General features: G+C 58.7%; 8 protein-coding genes. 5 read left to right on the plus strand and 3 right to left on the minus strand.

The window, feature by feature from the left end; all coding sequences use genetic code 11:
- Positions 1-3: 3 nt before the first annotated feature.
- Both ACFFSY_RS12650 and ACFFSY_RS12655 read left to right on the plus strand, forming a co-directional pair.
- Positions 4-2865: a 1,4-alpha-glucan branching protein domain-containing protein gene (locus tag ACFFSY_RS12650; protein WP_377494367.1), complete on the plus strand. Its 2862-nt coding sequence runs from the start codon at positions 4-6 to the stop codon at positions 2863-2865.
- Between the two features lie 487 nt (positions 2866-3352).
- Complete coding sequence (locus tag ACFFSY_RS12655; RefSeq protein WP_377494369.1) at positions 3353-4417, plus strand: glycoside hydrolase family 15 protein; 1065 nt, start codon at positions 3353-3355, stop codon at positions 4415-4417.
- A gap of 96 nt (positions 4418-4513) precedes the next feature.
- Here the strand turns inward: ACFFSY_RS12655 and ACFFSY_RS12660 are convergent, their stop codons facing one another.
- The 3 genes from ACFFSY_RS12660 to ACFFSY_RS12670 all read right to left on the minus strand — a co-directional run bounded on the left by ACFFSY_RS12660 (position 4514) and on the right by ACFFSY_RS12670 (position 10264).
- A complete protein-coding gene (locus ACFFSY_RS12660) occupies positions 4514-5434 on the minus strand; it encodes an SDR family oxidoreductase (protein ID WP_377494371.1) in 921 nt (306 codons plus the stop codon).
- Between the two features lie 109 nt (positions 5435-5543).
- The gene (locus tag ACFFSY_RS12665; protein WP_377494373.1) at positions 5544-9044 is read right to left on the minus strand and encodes an S-layer homology domain-containing protein; all 3501 of its coding nucleotides are present in this window, start codon (positions 9042-9044) and stop codon (positions 5544-5546) included.
- A 344-nt stretch (positions 9045-9388) separates the two neighbouring features.
- The gene (locus ACFFSY_RS12670; protein ID WP_377494375.1) at positions 9389-10264 is read right to left on the minus strand and encodes a sugar phosphate isomerase/epimerase family protein; all 876 of its coding nucleotides are present in this window, start codon (positions 10262-10264) and stop codon (positions 9389-9391) included.
- 222 nt (positions 10265-10486) lie between these two features.
- Here ACFFSY_RS12670 and ACFFSY_RS12675 point away from each other — a divergent pair, with 222 nt between their 5' ends.
- The 3 genes from ACFFSY_RS12675 (at position 10487) to ACFFSY_RS12685 (ending at position 13395) form a co-directional block, all read left to right on the plus strand.
- Positions 10487-10954 carry a hypothetical protein gene (locus tag ACFFSY_RS12675; RefSeq protein ID WP_377494377.1) on the plus strand — a complete coding sequence of 156 codons (468 nt, stop codon included), beginning with the start codon at positions 10487-10489 and terminating at the stop codon, positions 10952-10954.
- A 406-nt stretch (positions 10955-11360) separates the two neighbouring features.
- A complete protein-coding gene (locus ACFFSY_RS12680; protein WP_377494379.1) occupies positions 11361-12353 on the plus strand; it encodes a LacI family DNA-binding transcriptional regulator in 993 nt (330 codons plus the stop codon).
- Positions 12354-12396: 43 nt separating this feature from the next.
- The gene (locus ACFFSY_RS12685) at positions 12397-13395 is read left to right on the plus strand and encodes an N-acetylglucosamine kinase (RefSeq protein ID WP_377494381.1); all 999 of its coding nucleotides are present in this window, start codon (positions 12397-12399) and stop codon (positions 13393-13395) included.

Raw genomic sequence — 13395 nt, forward strand, 5'->3', positions numbered from 1 at the left:
CTGTTGGCCAAAGGTTATTTGTCTCTCGTCCTGCACGCACATCTGCCTTTCGTTTATCATCCGGAGAGCGACAATTATATAGAAGAGCGCTGGTTGTTCGAAGCGATGACGGAAACGTATATCCCCCTGCTCGAGGCGTTCGATCGTCTGGATCGGGACGGGGTCGATTTTCGCGTGACGATGTCGCTGACGCCAACCTTGCTCACCATGCTGGCCAAACCGCTTCTCCAAGAGCGGTACGTGCAACATCTCGATAATTTGATCGCGCTGGCGGCCGCGGAATGCGAGAGGCTGAAGGACGATGAGGCGCTCCTTCCGCTTGCCCGCGGGTATGCCGCGCAATTCGTACATATCAAGCAGCTGTTCACGCAGACGTACGGCTGCAATCTGATTCGGGCTTTCGAACGGTTCCAAGCGGCCGGGTACGTGGAACTCATCACCTGCTCGGCGACGCACGCGTTCCTGCCTTACGTCCGGACGGAGCAGGCGCTCCGCGCGCAGATCGATAACGCGGTGCGCATCCATACGTCGAGCCTGGGGAGAGCGCCGCGGGGCATTTGGCTGCCGGAATGCGGATACGTCGAAGGGTTGGACCGGATTCTCAAGGATTACGGGCTGGATTTCTTCATGACCGATACGCACCATGTGCTCCATGCCCGCCCGAAGCCGGAATTCGGCGCGTACGGACCGGTCGTTACGCCGAGCGGCGTTGCCGCGTTCGCGCGGGATCAGGAGACGAGTCGGCAAGTCTGGAGCTCGCTCGATGGATATCCGGGCGATCACGACTACCGCGAATATTACCGGGATATCGGGTACGATCTGGACGAAGCGTATTTGAAGCCGTTTATGCATCCCTCCGGCGTGCGGCTGAATACGGGGATCAAATATTACCGAATCACCGGCGATGGTCAGCCGAAGGAGCCGTACAATCCCGAGTGGGCGGCGGAGAAGGCCGCCCGTCATGCCAGTCACTTCATGTTCAACCGCGAGAAGCAGATCGAGCATCTGAGCGCGCATATGCCGCGCAAGCCGCTCGTGACCGCGTCGTACGATGCCGAGCTGTTCGGTCACTGGTGGCATGAGGGACCGATGTTCATCGAATATTTGTGCCGGAAAATCCACTTTGACCAATCGACGTTCAAAATGATCACGCCGGTCGAATATTTGGCCGAGTATCCGGAAAATCAGCAGGCGGAGCTGTCGTTCGCGAGCTGGGGCCGCGCGGGCTTCGGCGAGGTATGGCTCGGCCAAAGCAATGCGTGGATCTACCGTCATCTGCACCGGATGGAGGAGCAGATGATCGAGCTGGCCGACCGTCTTCCGGATGCCACGGGCAGCAAGCGGAAGGCGCTCAACCAGGCGGCGCGCGAGCTGATGCTGGCGCAGAGCAGCGACTGGGCGTTCATCATGGATGCCGGGACGATGGTGGATTACGCGCTGAAGCGGACCAAGAACCATATCGTCCGGTTCCGTCGGCTATACCGGGATCTGCTGCGGGGCACGGTGGACGAAACATGGCTCCGGGAGGTCGAAGCGCGCGATGCCATAAGTCCCGATCTCGATTATCGGATCTACCGCTCCAAGCTGCCGGCGGCGAAGGAAGGAACGGGGCTGCCGCGCCAGCTTGCCGGCAGGCGCCGCGTGCTGATGCTCTCGTGGGAGTATCCGCCGATGATCGTGGGCGGCTTGTCGCGCCACGTGTTCGATCTGTCGCGCATGCTGGCGGAGCAGCAGGTGGAGGTGCACGTCATCACTTCGCACGTGGAGGGATATCCGGCCTACGAGGTCAACCAGGGCGTACATGTTCATCGGATAGCGGCCTATCAGCGGCAAAATATCTCGTTTATGGAATGGGTGTTCCAGCTGAATTTGGCCATGGCTTCGTATGCGGGCGGTTTGATCGCGCACTATGGCCCGTTCGATCTTGTCCATGCGCATGATTGGATCGTCGGCGAGGCGGCCAAGACGCTGAAGCATCGCCACGGGCTGCCGCTCGTCGCCACGATTCATGCCACCGAGCACGGGCGCAACCATGGTCTGCACAATGAGCTGCAGCATCGCATTCACGCGCTGGAATGGCAGCTGACATACGAAGCGTGGCGCGTCATCGTTTGCAGCGACTATATGCGCGAGGAAGTGACTCGGTTGTTCGAGCTGCCGCCGGACAAAATCGACATGATTCCGAACGGCGTCGAGACCGCCGCGGTCGTCCGCGTCGAGCACAACGCGGCGGACATTCATTCGCGTTACGCGCTGCCGCATGAGCGCATCGTGCTGTTCATCGGCCGGCTCGTCCGGGAGAAGGGCGTTCACGTGCTGATCGAGAGCGCGGAGCAGGTGCTCGCCGGATGCCCGGACGCGAAGTTCGTCATTGCCGGTCAAGGGCCGATGCAGGAGCAGCTGCGTCAGTTGGCGGGTCCGCTCATCGCGCGGGGCAAGGTGGAATTCGTCGGCTACGCCGACGATCGCATGCGCAACGAGCTGCTGCGCGTCGCGTCCGCGGCGGTCTTCCCGAGCCTGTATGAACCGTTCGGCATCGTGGCGCTCGAGGCGATGGCTTCGGGCACGCCGATCATCGTCTCCGGGACGGGCGGCTTCCAGGAGATCATCCAGCATGGCGTGGACGGCTTCACCGTTCTGCCGGGCGATGTGCGGTCGCTCGCCTCTCATATCGTCAAAATGCTAGAGTTCGAAGATATGGCCCGAGCGATGGCGAGGAAGGCCTCGCATAAAGTGGCGACCCGATACAACTGGGAGCGCATCGGCCAGCTGACGACGGATGTCTATGACAAGGTCGCGGGTCCGCCGCCAGAGGAGCGGCCGTTCGATGACTTCGTCGCGGCCGCGACGGGAACCGGACAGTAGCCGGGAAGCTCGCCCGTGCGCCCCATCGCCGGATGTAGACGACGATCCTGCGGCGCGTATCGCTTCCGTCCTGACGCTGCGCAGATAAGGCCGCGGGAAGACTCGGTTAGGTTCACGGCAGGTCACGGCAGGTCGCAATGCGCAAAATGGGCGCAGATGTATTTCCTGCCGGTGGAAATATCCGAACAGCTCCCTTTCGGACGCCAATAGAACAGCCCTCATTCCCGCGTGCCGCGCGGAATTGAGGGCTTTTTGGGCATGCGCGCGCGGACGAGCCTTGGAGTGTGTGCTGCTAGGCGGATGTCCGGCCGGGCAGCGTATGCCCGCCATGCGTCTCCCGCTGTAAGCGCACCCTTTCCGAACATAGCGCATAGTCTATAAAAACGGATCAGCAACCGTTTGTTTCTGCTAGATTCGGGTCACACTGGATAACAGAGAGATGAACTCTAATTGGGTCGTTTCGTACTACTTGGAGGAGGGATCGGTTATGTTGTCCGAAAGTTACCGAGTGCTGGAACAGCTGCGATTGCCGCATGGCTTGTATGTGGCGAGTCCGTCGAACGACTACAAATATGTGTGGATCCGCGACTGCGTTTATATGGCGCTGCCTTATCTCGATAAGCCGACCAAGGAATACGAGCAGACGTATTATCGGCTGCTTGATCTGTTCCGGGAATACGAATGGAAGCTGGATATTCTGTGCAAGCAGAAGCCGCAGTGGGAATGGGAGTATTTGCATGCCCGCTATTCTTATGAAGACGTTCGGGAAATCCATGAGGAATGGGGCCATATCCAACACGACATGATCGGCGCGTTCCTGTTCGGCCTTGGGCAAGGGGCGGAGCGCGGGAAGAAGATGCTTCGGGACAAGAAGGATCGGGAGATCGTGCAAAAGCTCGTGTATTACTTGTGCAATGTAGAATACTGGCATGATCCGGATAACGGCATGTGGGAGGAATGGCGCGAGGTGCACGCTTCCTCGGTTGGTGCCTGCGTGGCCGGTCTCAAGGCGGTGGAACGGATGGTGCACGTGCCGGAGGAAGCCATCCAGGCGGGGCTTCGCTCGCTGATGGGGCTGTTCCCGCGCGAGAGCCATGACAAACCGGCCGATTTGGCGCAGCTCAGCCTCGTCTATCCGTACCGGCTGTTCACGGGCGTGCTCGGCGAGACGATCGTGCGCAACGTCGAGAAGCGCTTGCTGCGGGAGCGGGGCGTAATCCGGTACGAGGGAGACAGCTATTACAGCACGCTCGAGCGGGAGCATGGACGGGGCATGCCGATGTCGTTCTACTATGGCACGGAGGCGGAGTGGACCTTCGGACTGCCGTGGCTGGCGCTCTGCCATCGGGAGCTGGGCAATCCGGCCGAGGCGGCAGAATATGTCCGGCGCACGGAAGCGGTCATGCTAGAACCGGGCAAGCTGCCGGAGCTGTACTACAGCGGCACGTCGGAGCCGAATCCGAACAACCCGCTGGGCTGGAGCTGCGCAATGTACATTCTCGCGAAGGAAGCCGTCAAGGAGTCGACGAGGGCGCTTCGCGGTTTGGCTTAACACATTGGTTTGTTGACATCGCGGCATCGTATGCTGCAGGCAAAGAGCGGGGTGCTCCTTCGGGGGAGCATCCCGTTTCGGCGTTCGCGCGAAGCGCTAGCCCGAGACGAACCCTCCGCCGTTGACGTGCATCGTCTCTCCGCTCACATACCGCGAATCCTCGCTGGCCAAATAGACATATGCGGGTGCGAGCTCGAAAGGCTGACCAGCCCGTTTCATCGGGGTATCGGTGCCGAAGGTCGCGACGCGTTCGGCGGAGAAGCTCGACGGAATAAGCGGCGTCCAGATCGGTCCCGGCGCCACCGCGTTAACGCGAATGCCTTTGTCGGCGAGGTTCAAGGCCATCGAGCGCGTGAACGAGACGATCGCGCCTTTGGTGGCGGAGTAGTCGATCAGCGTCTTCTCGCCCGCGTAGGCGGTAATGGATGCCGTATTAATGATGGACGCGCCGTCCTTTAGGTGCGGCAGCGCGGCTTGCGTCATGAAGAACAAGGAGAAGAAGTTCGTCTGGAAGGTATGGCTGAGCTGCTCCTCGGAGATATCCAGAATACTTTCCTGGGGATATTGCACGCCGAGGTTGTTCACGACGATATCGAGGCAGCCGAACGTGCGAAGAGCCGTGTATACCGCGGCGTAATTGTTGGCCTTCAGCCGCAGATCGGTCGCCAGCAGGACGCAGCGTCCGCCGAGCTGCTCGATGCGGGTGCGCGTCTCTTCCGCGTCGCGATGCTCGTCGAGATAGACGATGACGACGCGCGCGCCTTCCTTGGCGAACGCGATGGCTGTCGCCCGGCCGATGCCGCTGTCGCCGCCGGAGATGATCGCCGTTTTGCCGAGCAGCTTGCCGCTGCCTTTGTACGAAGGATTCTCGACGATCGGGCGAGGGTTCATTAGATATTCTAACCCCGGCTGTTTGTTTTGATGCTGCGGGGGGAAGGCGAGGGGCTGCTCGGTCGTTTGAGATTCGGTGGCGTAGTAGGGATAGACGGGGTACTGGTGAAAATGTTTGTTGTACATGGGTACCTCCTGCATGTTTCTGGGCTGGTATCCATGGTATTCGTTAGAGAAACGGGAGGTTCGTGGGTAAAAAAAGAAACCCGATTGCTCGGGTTTCTAGATTTGTTTCTTATGGAGCAGGAGCAGGAGCCGGAGCCGGTACCGGTGCAGGAGTCGAGTCGGTTGCAACCGTCACACGATACGTTTTGGTCACGCCGCCTACATAACTAATCGTGACATCGAACGCATCGCCAACTTTCAGCTGGCTCTTGTCGATCTTCATGTTAGCGGCAGAGCCGTTGCTCTTCACCGTAAAGTCGCCGCTGACTTTGGAGACGAGAACGCTCGGAACGCTGAAGGTTGATCCATCAGCAAACGTGATCGCCCCATGCTCGCCAACGGTTGCCGGCGTTTTGACGCCGTATTGGTCCGTGACGACGATGCTCATTTCGTCCGTATTCGTACCTTGAATCAAGGAGTCAATCGTAAAGTCGCTGGCTTTATCGAAGTTAATCGAAGTTTGAGCCACGTCGTTAACCAAGAGGTCGAACGATACGACTTTCGGCGCTGCCTTGGAGAACGTGACGGTTTGTTTGATTGGCGCATCCGGTTTGGCGCTAACCGTGATTTCCACCGGCACTTTGAGATCCGTTGCATCGCCGTAGGCTAGCGCGGAAGAGACATCGAATATACCGTCTTTGGAAACGTCGTTATTAACGGTATTGTTGGTCGGTGCAGTTACGGTATACTCGGTGTTATCCAGCAAGACCTTGCTGCCGTCCGCCAGAACTCCATATACTTTAACGACTTTATCGTAGGCGTCGTTGTCGGCTTGGCCTGCGCCCTTCTCGTCATAAACCGTTCCGATCGTATCGGCTGTGAAAGAGGTGTACTCCGAGCCGTTCGTTGTACGGAACGTAACGTCCGCCGAACTATTATTCACGCCGGAAAGCGCGAATGTAACTTTCTCCGTCGTATTCTTGCCGGAAGTATCGAAAGTGATTTTCTTATTGGTCTTGTCAATGGTGCTCGTTGTGAAGTTGACGGCATTGTTCGCTTTATCCGCGGACAGCGCATCGGTCGTAGCTTCCGTGATCGTAATCGATCCGCCGTCTTCAAGCCAAGCCGCGACGGCGGCATCGCTCATGATCCTGCCGTGCTGATCCTGAACAAGCAGGTCCGTGTAGCTAAGCTCGATACCGGTTTGGTCCGTTTTGAACGTTTTGCTGTAAGTGGTTTTTAAGCCATTGACGCTTGCCGGTTTGGCCGCTTGGCGAACTTGAACCGTCGCTGTTTTGACACTGTTCGTCGCGGTCATGAGCACAAGCGACTTCGTTTCGGAAGTGGAAGTCTCGCTTTGGACCTTAACAAGGTCGCCAGGAATGCGGAGTTGAACAGCACCGTCTTTGAAGACGAATGGATTATCGACTGCCTTCCCGTCATAGGTCACTTTGACGCCTTTTGTTGCGCTGTTCAATGTCGCCGTATTCGTCACCGCGTTGCCATCTTTGTCGACGGCGTCTACCGTAAAGTATGCCGCTTCACCCGCGGAGACGAACTCGGTAGTGCTCGAAACATTGATGGTGTTGACGCGTGCGGCTTCTGCAACCGTAACCGTGGTGGTTGCGCTTTTGCCGGAAGTCGTCGTTACCAGCGTGACGATGTTGCTGCCTACGGCCACCGGACCCTTAAGTTGCAAAGCAGTTCTCGTTACGCCATCGACCGTAACGGTCGTGAAGTTGTCCGGCGTGGCCGACGAGGTGATCGCTCCATTCGGAACGTCGACGATCAAGCTGTTCGACTCATGCACTTGGACTTGCGCGTTAAGCTTAGCAACATCGGTAATCGTTTTGCCGTACTGGTCCTTCACGTCGACCAGGATATAGAACGGCGTCGTCGAAAGATCGGTGTCTTCGTTAAGAACCTTCTTATCGACATTGTACACGCCGTCGGTCGTAACAACGGAAGCGCGGGCTTCGGCCGAGACCGTGAATGTTTTGTTCGCTGTCAGGACGGTTGCGCCGTTATTGTAAATCAACGTCAACGGTACTGTTTGATCTACTTTGTAGTCGCCTGCGAGAGTGGCCAGACCATCGGTTTTATTAATCGTGAACCCATTGGAAGTCAGGTCCGTCGTCTTCGTAATGTTCTCGCCGTATTGGTTCAGCACTTGATATGGTATCGCGATATCATCGATATCCGTATCAGCATCCGGGGATGGCAAATCGACGAGTGCGGCCACATCGGACAAGAATTCGATCTTATCGACTTTCTCGTTGGCTGCCGTGAATTTGCTCGTGAGATCTGCTGTGGCTGCGCCAGTCGCCGTGACTGTATAGTCGCCTTCGGTCAACTTGGTCGTCGTTTCCAGTACGACGGTTGTCTTGTCGGCAGAAACGGTTTTATCCGCGACGGAGACCGTTTGCGTTCCCTTCTTGATCGTGAACGTCACGGCCGACGGATCGATCGCCGCGCCGAATTTCACTTCGATTTTCTTCGCGCCGGTTGGCGTTGCTTTGAACTCAGCTGCCTTAGGCGCTACGACCGTCGCGCTACCTTTGACGGCATCCTTCGTTACCGTTACCGTGTAAGAAGCGCCGCTTGTCAGCGCGTCTGTCGAGACGGTTGCCGTTTTCTTGTCGTCGCTCAGCGTGACTTTGGTGACTTTGACGTCCTTGCCGTCTTTGTCCTTGACGGTCAGGTCCGTAGCAGCGAACGTGTCGACGGCCGTCGTGAACGACAGCTTGATTGTATTGGTATCGCTCGCTTCCGCTTTGAACGAAGTATTCTTGATCGTGTCGGCTGCCGTTTGCAGCTTATCCACGTTCGTCACGTAACGATCAACGACCACCGCAACTTGCTCGCGCGTAGCGGCGCCTTTGCCGTTGAACGTCGATTCGTTGATGCCTGTCAGCAGGCCGTTGTTCACGGCGAACGCAACCGAATCCCGGGCGAAGGACGAGATTGCATCTTTATCCGCGAACTTCAACGTGTCGCCTTGGCCTTTGATATCGTCGGCCGAGAGTCCCAGCGAACGAACAAGAATCGTCGCCAGCTGCTCGCGCGTAATTTCGCCGGTCGGGCCGAAAGTGCCGTCACCCGTGCCTGTGATCAAGCCTTTGGCTACCGCGGTTTCGATGTATTTGTAAGCCCAGTGCGTTTTTGGCACGTCTTTGAACGTCGGCGTGTCCGGGTTCGCCAGATCCGCGTCCTTCACGAGCGCCTTGACGATCATCGACGTGAACGCGTCGCGCGTCATCGTACCTTTCGGGTTGAACGCGCCAGTCTGGTCGCCTTGGATCGTGCCGGACTCGACCAGACGCACGATCGCTTCCTTCGCGAAGCCGGACGCCTTGTCGATGTCTTTCGGACCAGCTGCAGCCGCATGCGCCGCGCCGCCGGCCAGCGGAATCGTACCGAGAACGACACCGCCGAGAACGACTTTGGCCACGGTAACCTTCAGGTTCGGATATTTGTTCTTGACGTAGTTGATGATGCTGGCCTTCGTCTCGCTGTCCGGGCCGCCTTTGCCGAGCTCTTCCGCGAACTCGGTTTGATCATCCGCTAAGTAAATGATGACCTCGTAGCCACCATTTCTCGATTTCTTCAGTTCGTCGCGCAAAATATTCAAAGCAGGTCCCTCCTGTATTCTGAATGTCCGCCCAAGCTTACTGTTTCCAGCGAGGGAGAGAACCATTCGGAGAAAGTTGCCGTACGGAACGGAAAATTTAGCGTGACATTCGCCGATGACGGCGCGCAGTCTTCCGAGATCCCCCTGAAATCTCCCTGGAATTCATCCCCCGTCTGATATTTTTCCCTTGCAAGCGCCCCGTATCCGGACTTTCTGACGAAGAAAGAGCAGGCCTCCTCATACCGTCGTTCGTAATACCGGCAAGCGCGATCCGCTTTCCACGCAGCAAAAAAAGCCCGTACGGCACGGGTATGCCGACGGGCTGCGAGTCGCAAGCGTTATTTTTATTTGAAGCGGTTGATGAACGTGACGGCTCTACGGATATCCAAGGCGGGATCTTCGCCAACCTCGCGTTCGATCGTGAGATAGCCGGTGTAACCGATGGCCTGAAGCGCCTCGAAGTAGCCGGCGAAATCGACGTCGCCTTCTCCTAGCGGAAGCTCGACGAAATCGCGGCCGCCGGCGGCCATCTCCGCGATTTTCTCGTGGCTCATCGCATCGTAGCCGAGGTAGCCGTACACTTTGCGGGGGTCGACCTCGCGCAGGCGGCGCCCGTCTTTCACATGCGTATGGACGATGTAGTCCTTCAGCGTATGGACGCCCTTCACCGGGTCGTCGCCGGTGACCATTACGAAGTTGGCGGGGTCGAAATTAACCGACACGCCTTTCGTGCTGAGCGTATCGAGGAAACGCTTCAAATGCGCGGCAGGCTCGGGACCGGTCTCGATGGCGAAATACGCGCCGAGACTCGTTGCGTAACGGCCCAGCTCCTCGCAGGCCTCGTGCATGGCGGCGTAGATCGGACCGCTCTCGTCATCCGGCACGATGCCGATATGCGTCGTCACGATGTTCGTGCCAAGGTCCAGCGCCAGATCGAGAATGCGCTTGGATTTCTCCACTTTGGCGGGATTGACCGTCGCATCCTGGAAGCCGTGGCCGGCCAGGTCGCCGCATAAGGCGCTGATGGCAAGTCCCTGCTCTTCGACGAAGCGCCGAAGCTCCAAGCGCCGCGCCGCGTCTAGATTGGCCGGATCCATCTCGCCGGAGACGGCGTAGATCTGCACCCCGTCCGCTCCGACGTCTTTGGCCTTGCGCAGTCCTTCGCGAACGCCGACGCCGAAGCTGTCGACGATGACGCCGATCGGGTTAGTCAATTTCATGGGAGGTACCCCCTTCTTCAGACTCGGATTTCGTACTCTTCACCTAGCGGCCCGCATTCGGTACAATGGGGAATGACAAGTCCCGGCACGGCATGGGAGACCGCCTACATACTGCCACTATAGCATGGCGGTACCGGCTGGTGAATGTACAGGGTAACAAAGCGCATGGACCATATATTCAGTCCGCATGGCTGCGCATGACGAGAGGAATGGGGAAACGAAATGAAACGCATAGGATGGGGCGCAGTGGTCGTCATCGCTTTGGCGATGATGCTTGGCGGCTGCTCGGGCGGCGGTGCTGAAGGATCGCCCGAAGCGACTGCGTATTTGGAGAGCAAGGGATATCAGAACGTCCAGCAGGAGGGACGCGTCGTGCGTTACGTTATTAACGGCCGTCTGCTGTCGCAGTCTCCGACGATGGAACAATGGGGGCTGCAAAATGTAGATCCGTCCGCTTACTTCGGTCAGACGATCGCCATTGAACGTTACGCCGCGACGGGCAGCGCGATTCGCGAGGGCAAGGTGAGCGTATCCGTCTTCATGGCGGGAAACAAGCCGGTTGGCGGGTTCGTGACGGTGCCGGGCGAAGAGGGGATCAACTACTCGCTGGAAGGCAAGACGCTGGAGGAAGTGTCAGGCAAATCGTACGAGGCGTGGAAGCAGGAATGGCTCGCGCGGTACGGTGGATAGGCGGGTGAACGGTTATGGGCAGGCGCGGGGTTCCCGCCGAAGCGGCACCAAGCCTGCGCAGCGGGGACGAGTCTTTAGTCCGTAGGGACCCGTGCCATAGATTCCGGCGTCAGTTGGAGGATCAGGTCCCCCAATTGACGCGTGCCATTTTTCCCCTTGCGGCGTCGGAAGAAGCATACTATACTGAAAATAGTTAAAGCGCATTAACTTTCGAGCAGGGTAAGCGCTCGTTTGTTAAAACGAGACAGACTTGAGCGAGGTTTTGGATAAGGTCGGCGGCTGAAACAAGCGAAGGCCGTTTTTATTTCTCATTAAAGTTAAAGCGTTTAAACTTTTGGATGCGGTTTGACGTACAAGAGATAATGGCCGGCCCCTTGCGGGGGACCAGTTTGCGGGAGGCAACGACGTGAAAGTAAGCATATTCGACGTCGCAAGACGTTCCGGCCTATCGGTCGTGACGGTCTCGCGGGTCATCAATAACGCGGAATCGGTGCGGCCGAAGAACCGCGAGAAGGTGCTCCAGGCGATGCGGGAGCTGGATTATCAGCCGAATGCCGCGGCACGCAGCTTGGCCAGGGGCAAGACGGGCATCATCGGGCTGACGCTCACGACGCTGTACGACTCCGTATTCGACGTTATCGTGAAGGAGATCAACGACCGTCTGGCCGAGCACGGTTACTTCCTTGCGATCTCGGTGACGAAGGAGAAGGAAGAGGGGGCGCACGGCGCGATTTTCCAGGAGGACCGGGTGGACGGCGTGATTCTGCTCTCGCCGGTACGGGAGAACGAGTTCGTGCTGGAGCTGAAGAAGAAGGGGATTCCGTTCGTCATGCTCGACAATCAGCACCGTAACCCGTCGGTCACCTCGGTCGTCGTGGACAATTTCAAGGGCGGCTACGAGGCGACCAAGCATCTCATTGATCTCGGGCACAAGGAGATCGCGCATATTAGCGGCACGGAGCTGTTCCTCAGCAGCCGCGAGCGCGAGCGCGGCTTCTTGTTCGCGATGGAGGAGGCGGGGCTGACGCCTTTCGCCGTTGAGCAGGGAAGGTTCGAGGTGAACTCGGGGTACGACATCGCCTCCAAGTGGCTGGCGGAAGGGAAGCTGCCCTCGGCCGTGTTCGCCTCCGACGACCACATCGCCCTTGGCGTGATGGACGCGCTGAAGAACAACGGTTTGCGTATTCCGCAGGACGTCTCCATCGTCGGCTATGACGACCAGGAGCTGGCGTCGCAATTCCGTCCGAAGCTGACGACCGTCCGGCAGCCGGCGCAGCTGATTGGGCGCCATGGCGCCCGGCTTCTGCTGGATGCCATCAACGGCGAGTCGAAGAAGAATGTCACGCTGCAGCTGGAGCCGCAGCTGATCGTCCGGGATTCGACGGCCCGCAAGGAGTAGGAAGCGGGATCGCTGCGGTATACCAAGATAAGGAGTGATGGACGTGAAGTATTATTTGGGCGTGGACGCCGGCGGGAGCAAGACGTATACGCTGATCGTCGACGAGCAGGGCGCGATCGTCGGCAAAGGCGCAGCCGGCAACGGCAACCACCAAATCAGCTATGACGAGGCGAAAGCCAATATTACGGCATCGGTCGAAGCTGCTCTTGCGGAAGCGGGGCTTGCTCGCGAGGATATCGAGTACGCGTATTTTGGGCTTGCCGGCGCGGACCGCGAGACGGACTACAAGATTTTGCGTCCGCTGATCGCGGGACTAGGCTTTCCGAAGCATGACATCAATTGCGACACGGTCATCGCGCTGCGGGCGGGGACGGACCGTCCATACGGCGTCGTGCTCATCTGCGGCAGCGGCACGAACAGCGCGGGTCAGAATCCCGCCGGCCAGTTCTACCAATGCGGCGGCTTCTCTTACCTGTTCGGCGACTTCGCCGGCGGCGGGACGCTTGCGAAGGAAGCGTTCCGGGCCGTCATCCGCGCATGGGACGGCCGCGAAGAGCCGACGTCGCTTACGGGCCCGCTGCTCGCGCGGCTCGGCTACGAGAGCGTGCAGGCGATGTTCGATGATTATCTCGATCATGACAAATGCTACGTGCCGCTCGACGTCGCGAAGCTCGTCTTCGACGCCGCGCTCGCGGGTGACGCCGTAGCGCAGCGCTTGCTGAACATGCAGGGCGACGAGCTAGGCAAAGCGGCGGCGGCGGTCATTAACCGACTCGGCATGCAGGAGGACGAATTCGACGTCGTGCTCGCTGGCAGCATCGTGACGCGCGGCCAAGGGCCTTACGTCATTGACCCGATCCGCTCTTACGTGAACGGCGCGGCGCCGAAGGCGAAGGTCGTGAAGCTGGCGACCGAGCCGGTCGTCGGCGCCGTATGGTTGGCCATCGAAGCCAGCGGGCGGCCGGTGTCAACCGAGATGCACGAGAAGCTGAAGCAGGTATCCGATTACAACGCGATTCTCATCGAAGCGAAGAGGGTGTGA

The sequence above is a fragment of the Paenibacillus aurantiacus genome (genome assembly GCF_042431225.1).
In the GTDB taxonomy this organism is placed as follows: Bacteria; Bacillota; Bacilli; order Paenibacillales; family Paenibacillaceae; genus Paenibacillus_Z; species Paenibacillus_Z aurantiacus.